We start from the raw sequence: 23,186 nt of genomic DNA, 5'->3' as shown, positions 1-23,186 counted from the left end.
ATGGATACCCACCGATTTTAAAGGATTAATTAATCTGTAATAAGCCATACACAGTTTATCAGGTAAGTGAGATTGCCGGGTAGTTCACCCAAGATAATACGTAATGTGCCGCAGTTCATACGCAATCAGCCAAAGTTCACACGTAAACAATTGCATCTTCTGCTGAGAGTGGGTATCACTGTATTTAGATGAATGTTCAGGGGGTAATATGTCCGGGATCGACTTTAAACAGAAAATTAGTGTTCAGCGGCCATTTGGTAAACCCAGCTCGGCTGAAGATGAGTATGAGATTACCCGGGTATTTGAAAGTGATCGCGGCCGGATTGTAAACTCTGCGGCTATTCGGCGTTTACAACAAAAAACACAAGTCTTCCCGTTGGAGCGCAATGCTGCTGTCCGCAGCCGTTTGACACATTCGCTGGAAGTTCAGCAAGTTGGCCGTCATATCGCCAAAGAGATCCTCAATCGTTTTAAGCAAGATAAAAAAATTAACATCTATGGGCTGGATAAACTGCTGGATCCTTTTGAAAGTATTGTAGAAATGGCGTGTCTGATGCATGACATCGGTAATCCTCCTTTTGGGCATTTCGGTGAATCAGCAATTAATAATTGGTTTACTAAACAAATGGATCCTAATGGTGGCGGTGCAGAGCTGCGGGGCAAGGATCAATGCCTGGTTAATACATTAAAATTACGGGAAGGGGAGACTGAGCTTAATATTCTACGCAGTAAAATTCGCCAGGATTTAAGCCATTTTGAAGGTAATGCGCAAGCGATTCGTTTGGTTTACAGCTTATTAAAACTTAACCTCACTTATGCACAGGTCGGCTGTATTCTTAAATATACCAAACCGGCTTATTGGTCAGGCGATATTCCCGCTTCTCATAACTATTTGATGAAGAAACCTGGCTTTTATCTTGCTGAAGAAGACTATGTTAAAGATTTACGTCGCGAACTGAATATGGGGGAATTTAATCGTTTCCCGCTGACCTATATTATGGAAGCTGCGGATGATATCTCTTATTGCATTGCCGATTTAGAAGACGCGGTCGAAAAAAATATTTTGAGTGTTGAACAACTTTATGATCATATGGTGCAAGAGTGGGGTGAGACTACTCATGGTGATTTATTTGATAAAGTTGTTGGCGGTGCATTTCGTCAATTAGGTCGAGGGCAAGGTCGGCGTAGTTCGGAAGACCAATTCTTTATGTATTTACGGGTAAATACTGTAGGGAAATTAGTTCCACATGCTGCTCAGCGTTTTATTGAGAATTTGCCCACGGTGTTTTCTGGTTCGTTTAATCAGGCTTTATTAGAAGATTCCAGTCCGGCGTGTAAATTACTGCAAATTTTTAAAAAGGTAGCAGTAAAACACGTATTCAATTATCCAGAAGTGGAACAGCTTGAATTACAAGGATATAGAGTTATTAGTGGCTTGCTTGATATTTATAGCCCGCTATTAGCGATGTCGCAAGCGGCATTTACGCAATTAGTCGCTGAAGACAGCCATCAGGAATATCCCATTGAGACGAGATTGTTCCATAAGTTGTCGACTAAACATCGCCTAGCTTATGCAGAGTCAACAGAGCGGTTGCGTCATTTATCGCCAGAACAACATGAGATATATGAATATTATTACCGAGCGCGTTTAATTCAAGACTATATCAGTGGCATGACAGATCTTTATGCCTATGATGAATATCGGCGTTTGATGGCTGCGGAATAGTATGCAGGAAAACTAAAATGTCCGTTAATTAACTATAGATTTGTAAAGACGGACAATATTTTTTACTTTTCTAATTATTGGTTCTCTGAACTTCATCCCCCATATTTAATCTTACTATGCAAGACGACTATATCCTTCTTAACTTGAATTGCTGCGTTGAATCTATCCGATTCACTACATTGAGTTCGAATATCGGGTTCGCCAGCTTGATCTGCGGTAGGGTTAATTATTATAGGATAAGTCTGTATACACCATTTATTGACTCATTATTAATTGTATAGCGAGAGCCAGAATACATGAAAAAAACAACTTTAGTATTAAGTGCATTGGCATTGAGCATCGGTTTAGCCATGGGGCCGGTTTCTTCTGTCGTTGCGGCAGAAACGGCCTCTTCCAGCAGCCAGCAGCTCCCTAGCCTGGCGCCAATGCTAGAGAAGGTAATGCCTTCGGTTGTGAGTATCAATGTGGAGGGAAGTGCTCAGGTAAGTAATGCCGGCGGCATGCCACCACAGTTCCAGCAATTCTTTGGTGATGATTCGCCATTCTGCCAGGACGGTTCTCCGTTCCAAGGGTCACCAATGTGTCAGGGGGGGCCAGGTAGCAAAGGCGGAGCACCCAGCAAGCAGGATTTCCGTGCACTGGGTTCAGGCGTAATTATTGATGCCGCTAAAGGTTATGTCGTTACCAATAACCACGTGGTCGATAATGCAACCAAAATCAATGTTAAGTTGAGCGATGGCCGCAGCTTTGATGCAAAAGTAATTGGTAAAGATCCACGTACCGATATCGCCTTATTACAACTGAAAGATGCTAAAAACCTAACTGCGATTAAAATTGCCGACTCTGATCAACTGCGCGTTGGGGATTATACCGTTGCTATCGGCAACCCCTATGGTCTGGGTGAAACCGTCACTTCTGGTATCGTATCGGCGTTGGGTCGTAGTGGCTTGAATGTCGAAAACTACGAAAACTTTATCCAGACTGACGCTGCAATTAACCGGGGCAACTCTGGTGGAGCATTGATCAATCTGAACGGTGAACTGATCGGGATCAACACGGCTATCCTGGCGCCGGATGGCGGTAACATTGGTATCGGTTTTGCTATCCCAAGTAACATGGTGAAAAACCTGACCTCACAGATGGTTGAATTTGGTCAGGTGAAACGCGGTGAACTGGGCATTATGGGTACAGAACTGAACTCTGAGCTGGCGAAAACCATGAAGGTTGATGCCCAGAAAGGGGCCTTTATCAGTCAGGTACTGCCAAAATCTGCTGCAGCTAAAGCAGGGATTAAAGCGGGGGATGTGATTGTCAGCATGAATGGCAAAGCCATCAATAGCTTCGCTGGCTTCCGTGCCGAGATTGGTACTCTGCCAGTGGGTAGCAAAATGACATTGGGTCTGTTGCGCGACGGTAAACCAGTCAACGTGGAAGTGACATTAGAGCAAAGCAGCCAAACTCAAGTTGACTCCGGCAATCTCTACACTGGTATTGAAGGGGCTGAGCTGAGTAACTCTGATATGAATGGTAAGAAAGGCGTTAAAGTTGATAGTGTGAAACCTGGCACTGCTGCTGCGCGTATCGGTCTGAAAAAAGGCGATATTATCATGGGTGTCAACCAGCAACCGGTTCAGAATCTGGGTGAGCTGCGGAAAATCCTTGATACCAAACCATCGGTATTGGCGTTGAGCATTCAGCGTGGTGATACTTCGCTCTATCTGCTGATGCAGTAATCGCCACTAATGCAGTAATAGGTATTTATGTAGAAAAAGTATAGATACCGTCAAAAAGGGCACAACCGTTTATCGGTGTGCCCTTTCTATTTAGATGTGGTGGCGGCCGATATTAGGCTGCGCCGAGATAATTCCGTGCAGCAAAGCGGACGTTGTCTATCTCATCTAACAACTCAAGCCACTCAGGTTGCAAGTCTTGTATGTCAGTTTGTTGCCGCAATTGTTGTTCAATCGTCATGCACAATTGCCGCAGTCGCGGCACACCGCTACATGCGCAACTGCCATGAAACTTGTGAATCAGATTCAGAATATCATCGTCATGGCTACCGGCTAGAATCGCCTGCACGCGCTGTGTCACTTGTGGCGTAAACTCTAACAACATGGTTAACAGGTCTTTAGCCAGCGCTTCTTTATTTGCTGCTTGCCTTACCGCGAGCGGCCAGTCTATTGACTCTTTACATTCAGATTGTGGAACTGACTGAATATGGGCCTTACCCTCGCCCTGTTGTTGTAAAGTATGGGATTGTTGTGAAACTCGGGATTGTTGTAAAGCGTGAGGCTGTTCATCATGGGACTTTGGAGCATCATCAGGTAGATAGCGCGAAAGTGCTTGTATCAGCCGAGCTTCATCAATAGGTTTCGCGAGATAATCAGCCATACCCAATTTTAGTAATTGTTCCCGCTGCCCTCTAACGGCGTGAGCCGTGACCGCAATGATCGGTGTGTCCTGATGATGTGACATCTGATGAATCACTTCACTGGCGCGGATGCCGTCAATTTCCGGCATTTGAATATCCATCAAAATGATATCCAGTGTATTTTCACGGGCATAGGCTATGGCTTTTGCCCCGCTGTCACATAACACCGTTTCTTCAACCTGTTCTTCAAGCAAAGTCCCCATTAATTTCAAGTTAGCTGGGTTGTCATCGACGGCCATTACTTTGAAAGGCAGCTTAGGCTGCTTGTGGACTTGCTCTACCACCGGTAATTCACTATGCGCCTTTTCATAAGACAATAAAGGAATTAACCGGTTAGCGGAGATAGGCTTAACCAGGCATGCTTTAGCGCCGATCTGCTTAAGTTGCTCTGCTTCTATTTGTGATTGACTCGGCAGTGCCAAAATAACTTGCTCAGAAATTTTCATTGCTGCGATCAGTTTGTCTTGATGAACAGCCATATTATTGCGGTACGGGATAGGCACCCCGACGAGCAGAAAATCATAATGTTGTATCGGCAATTGGGCTAACGTCAGGCTATGAATCACCTGTAAAGGAGTGATGCTGAGAATATCTAATGTTGCTCTTGCCGCAGCAGCATTACGTTCAATATAAGCCAGCGTTTTCCCTTCCAGATGCGACATATCTGGGCGGCGGGAGGGAATAGCTTCATTGAGATCCAAGGTTAGATGAAATCTGAAAGTCGAACCCCGATCAACCTGGCTGCGGAAGCTGATATCGCCGCCCATCTCTTTCACCAATCTTTCGGTGATAACGAGCCCAAGGCCGGTACCCCCGTGTCGACGTGAAATACTGGCATCGGCCTGACGGAATGCCTGGAACAGTTGGGCTTGCTGAGATTCGGAAATACCAATGCCGGTATCGTGAATTTCTACCACCAGCGTCACCTGCTGGCTAGCTATTGCTCGTACCGCCACCAGAATATCGATATTGCCTTGTTCGGTGAATTTAATCGCATTACCCAGCAAGTTTGTGACTATTTGCTGCAAACGCATGGCATCGCCAATCACTTGTTCCGGCACATCTTTATTAACATGTAGGGTCAGTTCCAGGCCTTTTTCATGAGCGGTGTGTGCCAGGAGAATAATGACCTCATCTAGCGCGCCGCGTAGTGAGAATGGGATATGTTCGAGAATCAGCTTTTCAGCTTCTAATTTGGAGAAGTCCAGTACGTCATTAATGATGCACAACAGGTTATTTGCTGATCGTTGGATAGTTTGCAGATAGTCAGTTTGCGTCGGGGTCAGTGATGTTTTCAGTGTTTGGCGGGTAAATCCAATCACCCCATTGAGTGGCGTACGTAACTCATGGGACATATTAGCCAGAAATTCAGATTTAATTCGCGCGGCTTCTTGCGCACGTTTTTTCGCCAACCCCAATTCCACGTTCTGGATTTCCATCTGCTCCAGCGTTTCACGCAAGTCTGACGTGGCTTGATCGATATTCTGCTGCATCTCTTCGTGATACGCCGCCAGTGACATTGCCATCGAGTTAATGCCGTTTTTCAAAATATTCAACTCGCCGAGCATATGCCCTTCCACTCGGCTGTCTAATTGCCCGCGGCGAATGCGGTCCACCGCATTCACCATGTTACGGATGGGGCCAGTGACATCACGCATCAGCCGATAAGCAAATAAGATAGCCACACACATACAGAACAACAGCAGTAGAGTCGAAATAAAGATTTCTTTATATTGCTGCAAGCGTACGGATTGTAAATCCAAATCTATGGCGATATAACCCAATGGCCGATTGGTTATATCTGAATCGGAAGTCCGGTTACTGGACAGGTTGGATTCTGAAACAATAGGCATGCGCAGAATCAAAGAGTCGCCACGATAGGAAAGCATTAGTGAACTGGGAATAGCGTCGTCTTTCGACAATCTTAATTGTGAGGAATTGTAATTATAGTTAGATGTGACAAAAAGATTATTATCTGCGTCAAAAACGGATATTGATCGAACAATATTCGAGTGACGGCGATGAAGAAGATTTATTAACTGACGGACAGTATCGCGGTTGCGGAAGGTCATTCCGTACTCACTGGCAACCGCTAGCGGTTCGATAATACTTGTACCTGCGTTAACTAATTGTTTTTGCAATTCATTGTAACGATTGACCATAAAGGTCGTACTGAGTAACAGCCCAAGAAGCAGCGTGGGGGCCAAGATTAAAATCATCATGCGCGCGCGAAGACTGTATTTGGTCATGGTATTCCAATGTGGGAGAATTAGCAGCTTACAAAACCGATGCTTGATCAATCAATATGGCGCAATTCTACTCTCCAAACCGACGTGTGACGACCAAACAAACACTAACAGTGACCGTAAACTCGCTTGACCCTTTTGGTCAAGGGGTAGCGCATCACCAAGGCAAAGCTATCTTTATTCTTGGCGCTCTACCAGGAGAGCAAGCTGAAATAGAGCTTACTGAGCAAAAGCGCCAATATAGCCGCGGTAAGCTTAAACGTTTGTTGAACCGATGCAACGAAAGGGTTGTTCCTGTTTGCCCTCACTTCGGAATTTGTGGTGGCTGTCAGCAGCAACACGCTAATAGCCAGCTACAGCAAATGAGCAAAGCAGATTCACTCCAGCGTTTGATTATGCGAGAGGCAGGTGCTTGCCCTGAATTAGACCCCGTTATTTGCGGGCCGGAATACGGCTACCGGCGGAGGGCAAGATTAGGGCTGCTCTATCAATCCAAGCAGCATCGATTGCAAATGGGGTTTCGCCAAACTGAGTCTCATGATTTAGTTTGCATCAAGCACTGTCCGGTTTTAAGACCTGAGTTGGAGCGCTTGTTATTACCACTTTATCAATGTTTATCTGGCTTACAGGCTGTTCGCCGCCTTGGGCATGTGGAATTGGTATTAGCCGATAATGGTCCGTTGATGGTTTTACGCCACCTTGATACCCTTAAAGAGGTAGATCGTGTGGCGTTAATTGACTTTGCCAAACGAGAGCAGGTCGCCGTCTATCTGGCTGGTGATAGTGATAATGTGGAAAAACTGAGTGGTGAGGAACCCTATTACCAGATTGAGGGTCTACGCTTAGCGTTTCATCCGCGCGATTTTATTCAAGTCAATGATACGGTCAATCAGCAAATGGTAGCTCAGGCTATAGCATGGCTTGATGTGCAGCCTGATGAGCGGGTGCTGGATCTGTTCTGCGGTATGGGCAATTTCACCTTGCCGCTGGCAAAGTTGGCTTGCGAAGTGGTTGGGGTGGAAGGAGTTGCGGCGTTGGTAGCGAATGGGCAGTATAATGCTCTGAATAACGCGTTATCCAATGTGTCTTTTTTCCATGAAAATCTGGAATCTGACATCAGTTGTCAGCCGTGGGCAACACAAGGGTTCGATAAAGTATTGTTAGATCCCGCCCGCGCAGGTGCTGCCGGGGTCATGTCACATATAGTTAAACTGGCGCCAAAGCGGGTGGTGTATGTTTCGTGTAACCCCACTACGCTGGCACGAGATAGTCAGGTGTTGTTAGCCGCCGGTTACCGTCTTGCTCAGGTGCGAATGTTAGATATGTTTCCCCACACCGGGCATCTTGAATCTATGGCGCTGTTCATGCAGGAGCCAGGGGTCGCAAAGTAGGGAGAAGTTATGGTTGCGGTACGAAGTGCACATTTGAATCCAGCGGGCGAGTTTGCTCTCGACGATTGGATCGCCAGTTTGGGGCTTCCTAATCCGCAGTCAGGTGAACGCCTGGCCGAAACCTGGCGGTATTGTGAGCAGCAGACGCAAAACCATCCCGATGCCTCATTGTTACTGTGGCGCGGCCTTGAAATGGTTGAAATTCTTTCCACTCTTAGCATGGATAATGACAGTATGCGCGCGGCGCTACTGTTCCCGCTGGTGGACGCCAATGTGGTGGATGAAGCTACGCTGACCGAACAATTCGGTAAAGGTATTACTTATCTGGTGCACGGTGTGCGCGATATGGATGCCATCCGCCAGCTGAAAGCGACCCATAATGACTCCATGAGCTCTGAGCAAGTGGATAATGTGCGCCGTATGTTATTGGCGATGGTGGAAGATTTCCGCTGTGTGGTCATCAAACTGGCCGAGCGTATTGCTCATTTGCGCGAAGTGAAGGATGCACCGGAAGACGAGCGCGTGCTGGCGGCCAAAGAGTGTTCCAATATCTATGCGCCACTGGCTAACCGTTTGGGTATCGGCCAGATCAAGTGGGAGTTAGAAGACTTCTGCTTCCGCTATTTGCATCCAGATGAATATAAGCAAATCGCCAAATTGCTCCACGAGCGCCGTATCGATCGTGAGCAATTCATTGATGACTTTGTAGCCACATTGCGCAAAGCTATGGCAGATGAAGGGATCAAAGCCGACATTTATGGTCGCCCCAAGCATATCTACAGTATCTGGCGCAAAATGCAGAAGAAGTCGCTGGCCTTCGATGAACTGTTTGATGTGCGAGCTGTGCGCGTGGTGGTCGAGCGTTTGCAGGATTGCTATGCCGCACTCGGTATTGTCCATACCCATTTCCGCCATTTGCCTGATGAATTTGATGATTACGTTGCTAACCCAAAACCCAATGGCTATCAGTCGATCCACACCGTAGTGTTGGGGCCGCGTGGTAAAACACTGGAAATTCAAATTCGTACCCGTCAGATGCATGAAGATGCTGAACTGGGCGTTGCTGCGCACTGGAAGTATAAAGAAGGTGCTGTGGCCGCTGGTCGTTCCGGTTACGAAGGGCGGATTGCCTGGTTGCGTAAATTGATTGCGTGGCAGGAAGAGATGGCTGATTCCGGTGAAATGCTGGATGAAGTACGTAGTCAGGTGTTTGACGATCGGGTATATGTGTTTACACCGAAAGGTGATGTCATTGATTTGCCCGCGGGTTCGACACCGCTGGACTTCGCTTACCATATTCATAGCGATGTGGGTCACCGCTGTATTGGGGCTAAGATCAGTGGCCGAATTGTGCCGTTTACTTACCAGTTACAAATGGGCGATCAGATTGAAATTATCACCCAGAAACAACCTAACCCGAGTCGGGACTGGTTGAATCCGAATCTCGGCTATGTGACCACCAGCCGTGGTCGTTCCAAGATTCATAACTGGTTCAGAAAACAAGATAGAGACAAGAATATTCTTGCAGGTCGGCAGATGTTGGATGACGAACTAGAGCATCTGGATATCAGCCTGAAAGAGGCGGAGAAGCTGCTGGTACCGCGCTATAACATGAATTCTATGGATGAAGTGTTGGCGGCTATTGGCGGTGGTGATATCCGTCTGAATCAGATGGTTAACTTCCTGCAAGGGAAACTGAATAAACCCACTGCGGAAGAGGCGGATTTAGAGGCATTACGCCATCTGAATAATAAAATTCAGGCGCCGCCACGCAATGCCAGCAAAGACAGCGGGCGTATTGTCGTAGAAGGTGTCGGCAACCTGATGCACCATATTGCGCGCTGCTGCCAGCCTATTCCAGGTGATGAAATTATTGGCTTTATCACGCAAGGGCGGGGGATATCCATTCACCGCGCTGATTGCGAGCAGCTAGCTGAATTGCAATCCCATGCACCTGAGCGGATTGTCGATGCGGTCTGGGGAGAAAGCTATTCCAGTGGCTATTCGCTGGTGGTGCGGGTTACCGCCAATGATCGTAGTGGCTTGCTGCGTGATATCACCACCATTTTGGCGAACGAAAAGGTCAACGTACTGGGGGTTGCCAGCCGTAGCGATATCAAAAAGATGGTAGCAACCATCGATATGGATATCGAGATCTACAATTTACAGGTGCTGGGTAGAGTGTTGGCCAAGTTGAATCAGTTGCCGGATGTTATTGACGCCCGTCGGTTACACGGCAATTGAAATTATCTATACCCAAAGCCATTGGAGTTGCAGGTAGGCGGCAAGCAAACAAATCCCGATGAACTTACTCAGGTAAGTGATTCGGGTGCGTGAGCGCCGCTAACAACCCTGCGACTTTAAGGGAGAAGGGTATAAACGGCTACTGCGCTTTGGCATATTGATATTGGGCAGTGCTCGCCCTCCTCATGTACCGGTTTTTATAAGATCAGGTGTACATTCCGGGGGCTGTGCGCTGGCCGCAATCAATCTGCCTGCGCTCGCTACGCCTCAAATTTTTTTAAAAAAAGTGAATAAATTCAGATGACCCAATCAGTAACTTCCCCTGGTACCACCGCTTTAGCGCTACAACGTTTGCTGGATATTATGCGTACTTTGCGTGATCCGGAACATGGTTGCCCGTGGGATCGTAAGCAGACCTTTGACACTATCGCGCCTTATACATTAGAAGAAACCTATGAGGTGCTTGACGCGATTCAGCGTAAGGATTTCGACGATCTTCGTGATGAATTGGGAGATTTGCTGTTTCAAGTGGTGTTTTATGCGCAGATGGGGCAGGAGCAAGGGCTATTTGCGTTCGATGATGTTTGTCATGCCATCTCCGATAAGTTGGTACGTCGTCATCCACATGTGTTCCCTGATGCGCCGCACAACGTTTCAGACGCTATAATTAGCAGTGACACTGCATTGGCAGGGTGGGAGTCGCGTAAAGCCGAGGAAAGGGCGGAGAAGGCCTTATATTCGGCATTAGATGATATCCCTGACGCGCTGCCCGCGCTGATGAAAGCGCATAAAATCCAGAAACGTTGCGCATCAGTCGGTTTTGATTGGGATACTCTCGGGCCGGTGCTGGATAAAGTCTACGAAGAGATCGATGAAGTGATGTTTGAAGCTCGCCAAGCGGTGGTGGATGAAGAGAAGTTGGGTGAGGAAATTGGTGATTTACTGTTTGCCACCGTCAACTTATCTCGCCATTTAGGCCATAAAGCTGAAAATGCCTTACAGGCGGCAAATCGTAAGTTTGAACGTCGTTTTCGCCAGGTAGAACAAATAGTTACGGCGTCAGGTAAGACTATGGAGAGCGCGACACTGGATGAAATGGAATCTGCCTGGCAGCAAGTTAAAAAGCAAGAAACTGAAATGTAAGGTGTTTTAATTCATTTGATGGATGGTTGTTGAATTTTAATTACGTTAATATATTGAATTATAACGGATAGCAGGGCGATGTTCCGCACAGAAAAAACGGCGAAAACGGCCACTGGTGCGGAGATAGTTTGTAGCGAAACCAAGGTTCGGGTATACTACTTTCCCGTCTTGGTTCTTCCATCGTCTTTAAACCTAAACTCTCAGGTTCAGCATGACAACTAATTATATTTTTGTGACCGGCGGGGTCGTATCCTCTCTGGGTAAAGGCATTGCCGCAGCCTCTCTGGCGGCTATACTTGAAGCCCGTGGCCTCAACGTTACCATCATGAAACTGGACCCGTATATCAACGTGGATCCGGGCACCATGAGCCCGACACAACACGGGGAAGTTTTTGTCACCGAAGATGGTGCTGAAACCGATCTGGATTTAGGGCATTACGAGCGCTTCATCCGTACTAAAATGACCCGCCGTAACAACTTCACTACTGGCCGTATCTACTCTGAAGTTCTGCGCAAAGAGCGTCGCGGCGACTATCTGGGTGCGACTATCCAGGTTATTCCTCATATCACCAATGCAATCAAAGAACGTATCATCGAAGGCGGCGAAGGTCACGATGTGGTATTGGTTGAAATTGGTGGCACCGTAGGTGATATCGAATCCTTGCCATTCCTGGAAGCTATTCGTCAGATGGCGGTTGATGTTGGCCGCGAGCATACACTTTATATGCACCTGACATTGGTTCCTTATCTGGCAGCTGCTGGTGAAGTGAAAACTAAGCCAACGCAACATTCGGTAAAAGAGCTGCTTTCTATCGGTATTCAGCCAGATGTGCTGATTTGCCGCTCTGACCGCGCAGTTCCTGCTAATGAACGGGCTAAAATTGCCTTGTTCTGCAATGTGCCAGAGAAAGCGGTTATCTCCCTAAAAGATGTTGATTCCATTTATAAAATTCCAGGGCTATTGAAATCACAGGGCCTTGACGATTATATTTGTAAACGATTCAGCTTAACTTGTCCTGAAGCAAATCTCGCAGAATGGGAACAGGTATTATACGAAGAGTCGAATCCAGGTGGCGAAGTGACCATTGGGATGATCGGCAAATACGTAGAATTGCCGGATGCCTATAAATCTGTGATTGAAGCCTTGAAGCACGGCGGGCTGAAAAATCGCCTGACGGTAAATATCAAGCTGATTGATTCACAGGATGTTGAGACGCGCGGCGAAGAGATGCTGAAAGGATTAGACGCGATCCTCATCCCAGGCGGCTTCGGCTACCGTGGTGTGGAAGGCAAGGTTCTGGCGGCACGTTATGCCCGTGAACACAATATTCCTTATCTGGGCATTTGCTTGGGTATGCAGGTTGCACTGATGGAGTTTGCCCGCAATGTAGCGGGAATGGAAAACGCGAACTCCACAGAATTTGTGCCAGACTGTAAGTATCCGGTGGTTGCATTAATCACCGAATGGCGTGATGAAGACGGCAACGTTGAAGTCCGCACGGAAGAGAGCGATTTAGGCGGTACCATGCGTGTGGGTGGGCAGCAATGTCACCTGACTGAAGGTAGCCTGGTTCGTCAGATGTATGGCGAACCGACCATCGTTGAGCGGCATCGTCATCGCTATGAAGTAAACAACATGTTGTTGAAGCAGATTGAAGCCGCCGGGTTACGTGTAGCAGGGCGTTCTGCGGATAACAAACTGGTGGAGATTATCGAGCTGCCAAATCATCCGTGGTTTGTGGCTTGTCAGTTCCATCCTGAATTTACTTCGACGCCACGTGATGGTCACCCGTTGTTTGCTGGCTTTGTGAAAGCGGCTGGTGAGTATCAGAAGCGCCAGGTGAAATAAAATATTTGGTAGAAGGGGCGGCAGCGATGTCGCCCCCTCTGTCTGGAGTTTTAGTTTAACTTGTACTGAGGAAAATCTAATGTCCAAAATCGTTAAAGTCATCGGTCGCGAAATTATCGACTCCCGTGGTAACCCAACTGTAGAAGCCGAAGTTCATCTGGAAGGCGGTTTTGTTGGTTTGGCTGCGGCACCATCAGGTGCTTCTACTGGTTCCCGTGAAGCACTGGAATTGCGTGACGGTGACAAATCCCGTTTCCTGGGCAAAGGCGTTCTGAAAGCCGTTGCAGCAGTAAATGGCCCAATTGCTCAGGCAGTTATCGGTAAAGATGCCAAAGATCAGGCTAATATCGATAAAATCATGATCGATCTGGACGGTACTGAGAACAAATCCCAGTTTGGTGCTAACGCCATCCTGGCTGTTTCTCTGGCGGCAGCGAAAGCAGCAGCAGCATCTAAAGGCATGCCTTTGTATGAACACATTGCTGAACTGAATGGCACCCCAGGCAAATTCTCTATGCCACTGCCTATGATGAACATCATCAACGGCGGCGAGCATGCTGATAACAACGTTGATATTCAAGAGTTTATGATTCAGCCAGTTGGCGCTAAAACTCTGAAAGAAGCCGTTCGCATTGGTTCTGAAGTGTTCCATACTTTGGCTAAAGTTTTGAAAGCTAAAGGCATGAGCACTGCGGTAGGCGACGAAGGTGGCTACGCGCCAAACCTGGGTTCTAATGCCGAAGCACTGGCTGTTATCGCTGAAGCGGTAAAACAGGCTGGTTACGAGTTAGGCAAAGACGTTACTTTGGCGATGGACTGTGCTGCATCTGAATTCTATAAAGATGGCAAATATGTTCTGGCTGGAGAAGGCAACAAAGCTTTCACTTCTGAAGAGTTCACTCACTTCCTGGAAGACCTGACTAAACAGTACCCAATCGTTTCTATCGAAGACGGTCTGGACGAATCTGACTGGGCTGGCTTCAAATACCAGACCGAAGTTCTGGGTGACAAAATCCAGTTGGTTGGTGACGACCTGTTTGTAACCAACACCAAGATCCTGAAAGAAGGTATCGAGAAAGGTGTTGCTAACTCTATCCTGATTAAATTTAACCAGATCGGTTCTTTGACCGAAACTCTGGCTGCTATCAAGATGGCGAAAGATGCAGGTTACACCGCGGTTATCTCTCACCGTTCAGGCGAAACCGAAGATGCTACCATTGCCGACCTGGCAGTAGGTACCGCAGCAGGCCAGATCAAAACCGGTTCTATGAGCCGCTCTGACCGTGTTGCTAAATACAACCAACTGATCCGTATCGAAGAAGCGCTGGGCGACCGCGCACCATTCAACGGTTTGAAAGAAGTAAAAGGCCAGTAATTACTGCGCTTAATCTTCTATAAAAGTTGATTGATAAAACCCGCTTCGGCGGGTTTTTTTATGCAGTTAGTTTTTAAAGACTATTATCGCTAACTTACTCCGCAAGATTAATCTGAATCTCACCGGAACCTTTCACCGGACTCACATCTCAAACACCACCGCCGTGCAGATAATTCATCACCCGTTATGATTAATGAGTACCCGAATGACTCGACAATAATGCATAAAGGAAGATAACTGATGAAACTGAAATACCTACTTTTACCCGCGATCTTTTTGACTGGTAGCGTGCTAGCTGCGGATATTACTGTGACCATGAATGAAGTGCTATCGGAAGGCAATGGTAAAGCTTTGGGTACCGTGACAGTAACCGAAACTCCTTATGGTTTATTGTTTACACCTAACCTGACTGGGCTGGTAGCGGGTATTCATGGTTTCCATCTGCATGAAAATCCAAGTTGTGCAGCGGGACAGAAAAACGGTAAAGCGGTGCCCGCACTGACTGCTGGCGGACACTTTGACCCACAAAAAACTGCTGCTCATCTCGGGCCTTACAATAATAAAGGGCATTTAGGCGATCTACCTGGACTGGTGGTGAATGCCGATGGGACTGCCACTTATCAGGTATTGGCTCCACGGCTGAAATCACTCTCTGAACTGAAGCAGCATGCTTTGATGATCCATGCTGGCGGGGATAATTATGCCGACCATCCAATGCCTCTGGGCGGTGGCGGTGCGCGAATGGCTTGTGGAGTGATTGAGTAACTGTCTGATACAAACAAACTGGTAGCGACGGTGTTACCAGTTTGGTCACAGCTATGGAATCTGCGATAATCGCCCATTGGTTTGAATGACGATAGAGATACTGATGCAGTACCCGATTAATGAAATGTTCCAGACCTTGCAGGGCGAGGGTTACTTCACCGGCGTACCGGCGATTTTCGTGCGTTTGCAGGGCTGCCCAGTCGGTTGTAGCTGGTGCGATACCAAACATACCTGGGAAAAAGAGGCCGATCGGGAAGTCGATATGCAGCGTATCATGGTAAAAACTGCGGAAAGTGATGCCTGGGCAACCGCTAGTGAACAGCAATTATTGGATATTTTCTCTCAGCAGGGGTATACCGCTCGCCATGTAGTCATAACCGGCGGTGAACCCGCTATTTACGACTTGTTCCCTTTAACGTCTCAGTTGGAACAGGCCGGTTACAGTTGCCAGATTGAAACCAGCGGTACTCATGAGGTGCAGTGTTCCGCCGCCACTTGGGTCACCGTTTCGCCAAAAGTGAATATGCGTGGTGGACTGAAAGTGTTGCCTCAGGCATTACAGCGCGCAGATGAAATTAAGCATCCGGTGGGGCGTGTACGGGATATCGAAGCACTTGAGCATCTGCTGGAAACACTGACGGATGATAAAAAGCGGATTATTGCATTACAGCCCATCAGCCAGAAAGATGAGGCTACCAAACTCTGTATTGAAACCTGTATAGCTAAGAACTGGCGGTTGTCGATGCAGACACATAAGTATTTAAATATAGCTTGATAGGCAGGGCGTGGTAGCGCCCTGATAAATCAATTTTGCTCGTTACGATTTATTCACCGCGAAAAACACAACCCGCAGAACAAGTCTCTTTTACCATGACGGCGCTCAGTTCTGGTAATTGCGGTTTAAGCTGTTGCCAAATCCAACTGGCCAGCACTTCACTGGTCGGATTTTCCAGGCCGGGAATGTCATTTAGATAGTGATGATCCAAACGTTCCCAAATCGGTTTAAACGCTGCTTTGAGCTCAGCAAAATCCATCACCCAGCCGGAGTGAGCATCAACTTCACCTGTGACCTCGATACGGATCATAAATGAATGGCCGTGCAAACGACCACATTTGTGGCCCTCTGGTACATGGGGCAACAAGTGGGCTGCTTCAAACTGAAAATCTTTAAATAGGGTGGTGCTCATCATTCTGACCTTATTAACTCAAAAAACCGCCGCATAGTACCGGAAAGCATCGATGCTGGCTATGAATGCGCTAGCGATGTGGCCTCCCGAGGCTGACGCGTTGTGCTTATCTACAGCGTAGCTTACTGATTTATATACAGACGAACTCAATCTGTGGCGCAATTTCAGAGGAAACGAATTTCCTAATAAGTTGAACACTTTAACTTATATCTATTACCTGAAAAACCGCTTAGTCGTTTTGGTTATTTATTATTTCTATTGCTTCTTTAATTGTTATTATCCGGATGGTTAACCTTACAAACATCAAGATTTATTTGCTGAATATATCAGCTGGCACTGGCTATAGCTTAAGGGAATTAGTACTGCAATGACGACTCAGGTTCCTCCTAGTTCTTTACTTCCGCTATCGCCGGAGCAGTTAGCCCGCTTGCAGGCGGCGGTGGGTGAGTTTTCCCCAACCCAAATGGCATGGTTATCTGGCTACTTTTGGGGCATGGTTAATCAGCAACCCGGTGCGGTTGTTGCTCCTGCTGTAGCGGCCCCTGCGGCGATAACTATTACCCTGATTTCTGCCTCTCAAACCGGTAATGCGCGGCGTATAGCCGAACAGTTACGCGATGATCTTTTGGCTGCCAAGCTGAACGTCAATCTGGTTAACGCCGTTGATTATAAATTTAAGCAGATAGCGCAAGAACGTTTGCTGGTGATTGTGGCCTCCACTCAAGGTGAAGGTGAGCCAGCCGAAGAGGCTGTTGCCCTGCATAAGTTCCTATTCTCTAAAAAAGCGCCTAAATTGCCAGAAACTGCCTTTGCGGTATTTGGTTTAGGCGATACCTCATACGCGCATTTTTGTCAGGCAGGCAAAGATTTCGACAACAAATTGGCTGAGTTGGGTGCGCAGCGGTTATTGGACAGAGTCGATGCTGATGTGGAATATCAAGAATCCGCACAGCTGTGGCGTCAACAGATTGTGGCGGCATTGCAGGCAAGAGCGCCTGCGCAATCAGCGGCTGCGGTAGCAGTAACACAAAGCGGCGTTGTTGATGAAATCACCTCCAGCCCATACAGCAAGGCTGCGCCACTGACCGCACAGTTATCTGTGCAGCAAAAAGTGACGGGCCGCAATTCAGAGAAAGATGTACGCCATATTGAAATTGATTTAGGGGACTCCGGGCTGCGCTATCAGCCCGGCGATGCTCTCGGTGTCTGGTTTGATAATGATCCGGCATTGGTCGAAGAGTTGTTGGCGTTATTATGGCTTAAAGGCGATGAGCAGGTCAGTATTGATGGGCAGAATATATCGCTGTCGCAAGCACTGCGTAGCCAGCTTGAACTGACACAAAATACCACCCTGATCGTCGATAAATACGCAGCACTTTCCCGTGATGAAAAATTGATTGCTTTGCTGGCGGATAAACCCGCGCTGCAACATTATGCGAAGAATACCCCAATTGTTGATATGGTTCGTCAGGCCCCTTCAGACTTGAATGCCGATCAACTGGTTGCGCTGTTACGGCCACTAACCCCCCGCCTCTATTCTATCGCCTCCTCACAGGCTGAAACCGAGAATGAAGTGCATATTACCGTCGGTGTGGTGCGCTATGACATCGATGGTCGGCCACGTACTGGTGGTGCATCGGGTTATCTGGCGGATCGGCTGGAAGTGGATGGTGATATTCGTATCTTTATCGAACATAACGATAACTTCCGTTTACCCGCTAACCCAGAAACGCCAGTGATAATGATTGGGCCAGGAACCGGTATTGCTCCCTTCCGTGCGTTTATGCAGCAGCGCGAAGCCGATGGTGCTACGGGCAAGAACTGGTTACTTTTCGGCAACCCGCATTTTACTGAAGATTTTCTCTATCAGGTCGAATGGCAACGCTATGTTAAAGATGGCTTGCTGACTCGTATTGATCTGGCATGGTCGCGCGATCAAGCTCATAAAATATATGTACAAGACAAACTGCGCGAACAAGGTGCAGAACTGTGGGATTGGATCCAACAAGATGCCCACATTTACGTCTGCGGCGATGCTAATCGCATGGCGAAAGACGTTGAGCAGGTTTTACTGGACGTGGTGGGTCTGCACGGCGCGATGGATGCTGAGCAGGCTGATGAATATTTAAGTGAGCTGCGCCTGGCGCGCCGTTATCAGCGGGATGTGTACTGATGAATGAGAAACACCCAGGGCCACTGGTGGTAACCGGTAAGCTCTCCGACGGCGAGCGCATGAAGTCGCAAAGCAACTTCCTACGCGGGACGATTGCAGAAGATTTGAATGACGGGCTGACCGGTGGGTTCAACGGCGATAACTTCTTGCTGATCCGTTTTCACGGCATGTATCAACAAGATGACCGTGATATCCGTGCCGAGCGCGCTGAACAGAAGCTGGAGCCACGTCACGCTATGATGTTGCGCTGCCGTTTACCCGGTGGAATCATCACCCCGCAACAGTGGTTGGGTATTGATAAGTTTGCTGCGGATAATACCTTATATGGCAGTATCCGTATCACTAACCGCCAGACATTCCAGTTTCATGGCATTTTGAAAGGGAATGTGAAACCGGCTCACCAGTTGCTCAATCAATTAGGTTTGGATGCATTGGCGACGGCAAACGATGTTAACCGTAACGTGCTGTGCACCTCGAACCCAGTGGAATCAGTGCTCCATCAGGAGGCTTATGAATGGGCGAAGAAGATTTCTGAACATTTACTGCCGCGCACCCGCGCTTATGCTGAAATCTGGCTGGATGCAGAAAAAGTCGCGACCACTGATGAAGAACCGATCCTCGGTGCCACTTATTTGCCACGCAAATTTAAAACTACGGTAGTTATTCCGCCGCAAAATGATGTGGATCTCCATGCCAATGACCTTAACTTTGTCGCTGTGGCGGAGAAGGGCAAGTTAATCGGCTTTAACGTGCTGGTAGGCGGTGGATTATCTATTGCCCACGGTGATAAGAATACTTACCCACGTAAAGCCAGTGAGTTTGGCTATATCCCGCTACAACACACTTTAGCTATCGCCGAAGCGGTAGTGACAACCCAGCGTGATTGGGGTAACCGTAGTGATCGCAAGAATGCCAAAACCAAATATACGCTAGAGCGCGTCGGTGTTGATGTGTTTAAAGCCGAAGTTGAAAAGCGCGCCGGTGTGAGTTTCGGAGCCATCAAACCTTATCAATTTACTGGCCGTGGCGATCGCATCGGTTGGGTGAAAGGTATAGATAAAAAGTGGCATCTGACCTTATTTATCGAAAATGGTCGTTTGCTGGATTACCCAGGTCGCAGTCTGAAAACCGGGGTGGCGGAAATTGCCAAAATTCATCAGGGCGATTTCCGTTTAACCGCTAACCAGAACTTGATTGTGGCGGGGGTGCCGGAAAAAGACAAAGCACGCATTGAAGCATTGGCCCGTGAACATGGCCTGATGGATGACAGTGTCAGCCCGCAGCGTGAAAATTCAATGGCTTGTGTTTCGTTCCCCACTTGCCCATTGGCGATGGCCGAAGCGGAACGCTTCCTGCCGGAATTTGTTACCCGTATTGAAGGTATTTTGCAACAGCACGGTCTGCCTGATGAGCATATTGTGATGCGAGTCACCGGTTGTCCGAATGGCTGTGGCCGCGCTTTATTGGCGGAGATGGGACTGGTAGGGAAAGCGGTTGGCCGATATAACCTGCATCTGGGCGGCAATCGAGAAGGTACGCGAATACCGCGGATGTATCGTGAAAACATTACCGAAGATGAAATTCTGGTCATTACCGATCAATTGGTCGGGCGCTGGGCGAAGGAACGTCATACTGATGAAGGTTTCGGTGATTTTGTTATTCGCGTCGGTGTTATTGCTCCGGTGATAGATTCAGCCCGCGACTTTTATGATGTCCAGGAGGCGGTATGAGTCAATTTAATCTCAATGAACTTAATGCGCTCCCGAAAGCGGAACAAGCGGCGGCATTGGCGTTGGTTAATGGGAAATTGGAGCATCTCACTGCACAGGAGCGCGTCAGCTGGGCGTTGGAAAATCTACCCGGTGAGTTTGTGCTTTCTTCCAGCTTTGGTATTCAGGCTGCAGTTTGCTTGCATCTGGTGACCCGCCAGCAGCCGGATATTCCGGTGATTCTCACTGATACAGGTTATCTGTTCCCAGAGACCTATCAGTTTATTGACTCTCTCACCGAAAAACTTCAGCTCAATTTGCAGGTGTTTCGGGCGCAGCAAAGCCCTGCCTGGCAAGAAGCTCGCTATGGCAAACTGTGGGAGCAGGGTGTTGAGGGGATTGAGCACTACAATGATCTGAATAAAGTTGAGCCAATGAATCGCGCACTGGACACCTTAGGTGCTCAAACCTGGTTTGCAGGCCTGCGCCGTGAACAATCGGGGAGTCGTGCAAAACTACCCGTTTTGGCAATTGCGCGCGGGGTCTTCAAGTTGCTTCCTATCATTGATTGGGATAACCGCCAGGTTTATCAGTATTTGACCCAACATGGCTTGAGCTACCACCCACTGTGGGAGCAGGGCTATCTCTCTGTTGGTGATACCCATACCACCCGTAAATGGGAACCGGGAATGAGTGAAGAAGAGACGCGTTTCTTCGGCCTAAAACGTGAATGTGGTTTGCATGAAGGCTGATCGTGACAGATTGAGAATAGGGCGCTAATTGCGTCCTGAGCTTAATGACAAAGTGCCCGTCTCGGTGAAAATAGGCAGATCGTAAAGACGCCGTCAATCCATCCCTGGAGGCTCGATCCGGGTCATCCTTGGCGTGGACGCTTTACTCTTCTACCTGCCTTCACCTTGCAAGATCGAGTTGTTGGGGTTTGTCAGCAGCCTGAGAGCGCTAATCGCGCCCTTTCTTTTAGTGGCCACTAACGAGCAATTCGCTCACGCGCCAACTCGGCCAGAAACTGGCTACGATTCTTATAAACACGGTGGGTGGCAATAAACTTATCAATCGCAGTGAGTAGATTCTGCGACATCGTCAGATTAAATTTTATTGCCTTACTTTCATACTTGGCCGGATCGATCTCGACAAATCCCAAAATGCCGCCGTCTTCTTTTAAACGCGGATCATTGATATACCGTTGTGGATCTTTGGGAGGCGTTGGTAATGGAAAACCTTCATCCATTAGTGCCTCAATATGAGTGGCAAAGGCTTCTTCAGCATTCTGACTAATCTCCGCAAAGGTGTTACCGGCAAAGAAGCAGCCATCAATATCGGGAAAATAGCCGTCGAATCCTTCTACAGTACTGAAGATAAAAATAGGGTAGATCATGGTTAACTCCCCAAGCTGTTTATACCCGTCTGGCAGCAAGCTGCATTGATTATCCCAGCCACTTACTTGTGTAAGTTCTTGGGGATTTGCAACTTGAACTATTTAGGGTATACCGCGTAGCTTAAATCAATTTAATCCCGGAAATCTGCTGGGCTTGTCGCAGCATGCCTTTGGATAACTCTTTGCGTGGATGAGGGAGCGTAATAATTTTACGGATACCTGGTTTACATAGAGTGATATGGCTCCCACCATTGGTTTTTTTACCTCCTCTGATTTGCCAGCCCGCATCCTGCAATTGCTTTATTAATTCGCCACTCTCCATGTGACCTCCTGGTGAGTGCTGGTAGGTATCATACCCACCAGCAAGATTGAGTCAATTATTTATAGGTATCATACCTACCAAAAGTTATACGCTGAAAACACGGAAAAGGGCGACCGTACTGATCGCCTTTGATTTGAATTAATTGGTTTTTTTACTTGTTTTGCGTGGTGTTTCGCATAGTGGAAACTATTTTTTAGCGGCAGCTAATTCTTGTATCAGTGGCAGCAATATCTGTACGGTATCGTGCGTACGTTTGGTGATTCGGCCCGGTAAGAATTTATCCAGATAATTTAAGTTATCCAGTTGGCTTTGATGACGAGTGGTTCCCTGTGGGAAATGCTTACTGATAGCTCGTTGTTGGCAGCCATCTTTATTGCCCAATGTGTAGTTGCTGGTCTCGACGAATAACACCGGTATTCCTGTAGAATCAAATGAATCCTTCTCTACCCGACATGGTGAAGTCACTTTATCTTTTACGGTGGAAGCTGTAATGCCATCGTGGCGTGCCAGCGTCAGTGCCTGATCTCTGGCAGCTTGAGCCGAGGGTTGGTTACTGGCATTAAAGTAGAGGCGATCGCCAGTGATCAGGTTATCTAAATTGATGACCAGTAATGTATTGGTTTTCTCTATTGGACTCATTCGTTGTAGATAATTTTCAGTGCCTTGCGCGCCAATTTCCTCGGCACTGAGCGCGACAAAACGCACATCATAGTGCAGTGACGTTTTTTTGAGGCGCTCCGCCAGTTCCAGCATCACTCCGACACCCGCGGCATTGTCATCAACACCTTGTAAGGTCAGACCGCCCAGATTTTTATCTAAATCTTTATCACTTTGCGGGGTGTAAGTATCAAAGTGCGCCATGATGATTATCTGTTTTTGATCATCTTCTTTATTGGTCGATGCGTTGCGGGCAGCAATGACCGAGGTCGCACTGACATTTCGCCAGCTTTGCTTGCCATTCTTACTGGTGTAGAGATAACGGGTATTGAAGCCACGTAAATTACTCTGATAGCCCATCTGCTGAAAACGATGATTAATATACTCAGCTGCCAGTAATTCAGCAGGGCTGCCTGCCATGCGGCCAGGAAAGTAGGTACTGATATGGCGAATTTGTTGTTCAGCTATTTGACCGGTGGTGGGAGATGTCGCTGCCTGAAGTGGCAGGACGGTCGTTAAACTCAGCGTAAAGAGTGCCCACTTCAGGCAACGACGGGAAAGCATACCGAAAT

17 protein-coding genes are annotated in these 23,186 nt (G+C 47.7%); 12 read left to right on the top strand and 5 right to left on the bottom strand.

The window, feature by feature from the left end; translation table 11 throughout:
• Window positions 1–208: 208 nt before the first annotated feature.
• On the top strand, window positions 209–1,726 hold the full coding sequence (dgt, locus tag ACF3VQ_RS17020) for a dGTPase (RefSeq protein ID WP_392432253.1): 1,518 nt from the start codon (window positions 209–211) through the stop codon (window positions 1,724–1,726).
• Between the two features lie 296 nt (window positions 1,727–2,022).
• Window positions 2,023–3,459, top strand: coding sequence for a serine endoprotease DegP (gene degP, locus ACF3VQ_RS17015; protein WP_392432252.1), 1,437 nt, complete (start codon window positions 2,023–2,025; stop codon window positions 3,457–3,459).
• Window positions 3,460–3,571: 112 nt separating this feature from the next.
• Here degP and barA read toward each other — a convergent pair whose 3' ends face one another.
• Window positions 3,572–6,406, bottom strand: coding sequence for a two-component sensor histidine kinase BarA (gene barA / locus ACF3VQ_RS17010; protein ID WP_392432251.1), 2,835 nt, complete (start codon window positions 6,404–6,406; stop codon window positions 3,572–3,574).
• A gap of 56 nt (window positions 6,407–6,462) precedes the next feature.
• On the opposite strand from barA, the gene rlmD reads away from it, so the two are divergent.
• From rlmD to queE, 7 genes are all read left to right on the top strand, one after another.
• On the top strand, window positions 6,463–7,794 hold the full coding sequence (gene rlmD / locus ACF3VQ_RS17005) for a 23S rRNA (uracil(1939)-C(5))-methyltransferase RlmD (RefSeq protein WP_392432250.1): 1,332 nt from the start codon (window positions 6,463–6,465) through the stop codon (window positions 7,792–7,794).
• A 9-nt stretch (window positions 7,795–7,803) separates the two neighbouring features.
• Window positions 7,804–10,038 carry a GTP diphosphokinase gene (gene relA / locus ACF3VQ_RS17000; protein WP_392432249.1) on the top strand — a complete coding sequence of 745 codons (2,235 nt, stop codon included), beginning with the start codon at window positions 7,804–7,806 and terminating at the stop codon, window positions 10,036–10,038.
• 300 nt (window positions 10,039–10,338) lie between these two features.
• On the top strand, window positions 10,339–11,181 hold the full coding sequence (mazG, locus tag ACF3VQ_RS16995) for a nucleoside triphosphate pyrophosphohydrolase (RefSeq protein ID WP_392432248.1): 843 nt from the start codon (window positions 10,339–10,341) through the stop codon (window positions 11,179–11,181).
• A gap of 211 nt (window positions 11,182–11,392) precedes the next feature.
• Window positions 11,393–13,030 (top strand): glutamine hydrolyzing CTP synthase, encoded by a 1,638-nt coding sequence (gene pyrG / locus ACF3VQ_RS16990; RefSeq protein ID WP_005167247.1) that lies wholly within the window; start codon window positions 11,393–11,395, stop codon window positions 13,028–13,030.
• Window positions 13,031–13,109: 79 nt separating this feature from the next.
• Complete coding sequence (gene eno, locus ACF3VQ_RS16985) at window positions 13,110–14,405, top strand: phosphopyruvate hydratase (RefSeq protein ID WP_005164105.1); 1,296 nt, start codon at window positions 13,110–13,112, stop codon at window positions 14,403–14,405.
• 240 nt (window positions 14,406–14,645) lie between these two features.
• Complete coding sequence (gene sodC / locus ACF3VQ_RS16980) at window positions 14,646–15,170, top strand: superoxide dismutase [Cu-Zn] SodC (RefSeq protein ID WP_392432247.1); 525 nt, start codon at window positions 14,646–14,648, stop codon at window positions 15,168–15,170.
• 103 nt (window positions 15,171–15,273) lie between these two features.
• On the top strand, window positions 15,274–15,945 hold the full coding sequence (gene queE, locus ACF3VQ_RS16975; RefSeq protein WP_392432246.1) for a 7-carboxy-7-deazaguanine synthase QueE: 672 nt from the start codon (window positions 15,274–15,276) through the stop codon (window positions 15,943–15,945).
• A gap of 49 nt (window positions 15,946–15,994) precedes the next feature.
• On the opposite strand, the gene queD is transcribed toward queE, so the two are convergent.
• The gene (gene queD / locus ACF3VQ_RS16970) at window positions 15,995–16,357 is read right to left on the bottom strand and encodes a 6-carboxytetrahydropterin synthase QueD (protein WP_392435662.1); all 363 of its coding nucleotides are present in this window, start codon (window positions 16,355–16,357) and stop codon (window positions 15,995–15,997) included.
• A 367-nt stretch (window positions 16,358–16,724) separates the two neighbouring features.
• On the opposite strand from queD, the gene cysJ reads away from it, so the two are divergent.
• Genes cysJ through ACF3VQ_RS16955 form a run of 3 tightly spaced genes read left to right on the top strand, consistent with a single transcriptional unit; the run spans window position 16,725 to window position 20,991 of the window.
• The gene (gene cysJ, locus ACF3VQ_RS16965; RefSeq protein WP_392432245.1) at window positions 16,725–18,530 is read left to right on the top strand and encodes an NADPH-dependent assimilatory sulfite reductase flavoprotein subunit; all 1,806 of its coding nucleotides are present in this window, start codon (window positions 16,725–16,727) and stop codon (window positions 18,528–18,530) included.
• Window positions 18,530–20,260 carry an assimilatory sulfite reductase (NADPH) hemoprotein subunit gene (gene cysI / locus ACF3VQ_RS16960; RefSeq protein ID WP_392432244.1) on the top strand — a complete coding sequence of 577 codons (1,731 nt, stop codon included), beginning with the start codon at window positions 18,530–18,532 and terminating at the stop codon, window positions 20,258–20,260. Before cysJ ends, cysI begins: the two co-directional genes overlap by 1 nt.
• Complete coding sequence (locus ACF3VQ_RS16955; RefSeq protein ID WP_392432243.1) at window positions 20,257–20,991, top strand: phosphoadenylyl-sulfate reductase; 735 nt, start codon at window positions 20,257–20,259, stop codon at window positions 20,989–20,991. The genes cysI and ACF3VQ_RS16955 overlap by 4 nt, the downstream gene beginning before the upstream one ends.
• A 236-nt stretch (window positions 20,992–21,227) precedes the next feature.
• On the opposite strand, the gene ACF3VQ_RS16950 is transcribed toward ACF3VQ_RS16955, so the two are convergent.
• The 3 genes from ACF3VQ_RS16950 to ACF3VQ_RS16940 form a co-directional block, all read right to left on the bottom strand.
• On the bottom strand, window positions 21,228–21,635 hold the full coding sequence (locus tag ACF3VQ_RS16950; protein WP_392432242.1) for a type II toxin-antitoxin system HicB family antitoxin: 408 nt from the start codon (window positions 21,633–21,635) through the stop codon (window positions 21,228–21,230).
• 121 nt (window positions 21,636–21,756) lie between these two features.
• The gene (locus ACF3VQ_RS16945; RefSeq protein WP_392432241.1) at window positions 21,757–21,957 is read right to left on the bottom strand and encodes a type II toxin-antitoxin system HicA family toxin; all 201 of its coding nucleotides are present in this window, start codon (window positions 21,955–21,957) and stop codon (window positions 21,757–21,759) included.
• A gap of 186 nt (window positions 21,958–22,143) precedes the next feature.
• On the bottom strand, window positions 22,144–23,178 hold the full coding sequence (locus ACF3VQ_RS16940) for an aminopeptidase (RefSeq protein WP_392432240.1): 1,035 nt from the start codon (window positions 23,176–23,178) through the stop codon (window positions 22,144–22,146).
• Between the last annotated feature and the right edge of the window lie 8 nt (window positions 23,179–23,186).

The sequence above is a fragment of the Yersinia fenwicki genome, assembly GCF_043099325.1.
Taxonomy (GTDB): Bacteria; Pseudomonadota; Gammaproteobacteria; order Enterobacterales; family Enterobacteriaceae; genus Yersinia.
Note: the sequence above shows the minus strand (reverse complement) of the source record. Positions and strands in the feature narration are given on the sequence as shown.

Bases quoted from the DNA above. Each gene is read 5' to 3' on its own strand.
- cysJ (WP_392432245.1), top strand. From the start codon at position 16,725: ATGACGACTCAGGTTCCTCCTAGTTCTTTACTTCCGCTATCGCCGGAG.
- sodC (WP_392432247.1), top strand. From the start codon at position 14,646: ATGAAACTGAAATACCTACTTTTACCCGCGATCTTTTTGACTGGTAGC.
- ACF3VQ_RS16940 (WP_392432240.1), bottom strand. From the start codon at position 23,178: ATGCTTTCCCGTCGTTGCCTGAAGTGGGCACTCTTTACGCTGAGTTTA.
- ACF3VQ_RS16945 (WP_392432241.1), bottom strand. From the start codon at position 21,957: ATGGAGAGTGGCGAATTAATAAAGCAATTGCAGGATGCGGGCTGGCAA.
- queD (WP_392435662.1), bottom strand. From the start codon at position 16,357: ATGAGCACCACCCTATTTAAAGATTTTCAGTTTGAAGCAGCCCACTTG.
- dgt (WP_392432253.1), top strand. From the start codon at position 209: ATGTCCGGGATCGACTTTAAACAGAAAATTAGTGTTCAGCGGCCATTT.
- degP (WP_392432252.1), top strand. From the start codon at position 2,023: ATGAAAAAAACAACTTTAGTATTAAGTGCATTGGCATTGAGCATCGGT.
- mazG (WP_392432248.1), top strand. From the start codon at position 10,339: ATGACCCAATCAGTAACTTCCCCTGGTACCACCGCTTTAGCGCTACAA.
- queE (WP_392432246.1), top strand. From the start codon at position 15,274: ATGCAGTACCCGATTAATGAAATGTTCCAGACCTTGCAGGGCGAGGGT.
- relA (WP_392432249.1), top strand. From the start codon at position 7,804: ATGGTTGCGGTACGAAGTGCACATTTGAATCCAGCGGGCGAGTTTGCT.
- barA (WP_392432251.1), bottom strand. From the start codon at position 6,406: ATGACCAAATACAGTCTTCGCGCGCGCATGATGATTTTAATCTTGGCC.
- pyrG (WP_005167247.1), top strand. From the start codon at position 11,393: ATGACAACTAATTATATTTTTGTGACCGGCGGGGTCGTATCCTCTCTG.
- ACF3VQ_RS16950 (WP_392432242.1), bottom strand. From the start codon at position 21,635: ATGATCTACCCTATTTTTATCTTCAGTACTGTAGAAGGATTCGACGGC.
- cysI (WP_392432244.1), top strand. From the start codon at position 18,530: ATGAATGAGAAACACCCAGGGCCACTGGTGGTAACCGGTAAGCTCTCC.
- rlmD (WP_392432250.1), top strand. From the start codon at position 6,463: ATGGCGCAATTCTACTCTCCAAACCGACGTGTGACGACCAAACAAACA.
- ACF3VQ_RS16955 (WP_392432243.1), top strand. From the start codon at position 20,257: ATGAGTCAATTTAATCTCAATGAACTTAATGCGCTCCCGAAAGCGGAA.
- eno (WP_005164105.1), top strand. From the start codon at position 13,110: ATGTCCAAAATCGTTAAAGTCATCGGTCGCGAAATTATCGACTCCCGT.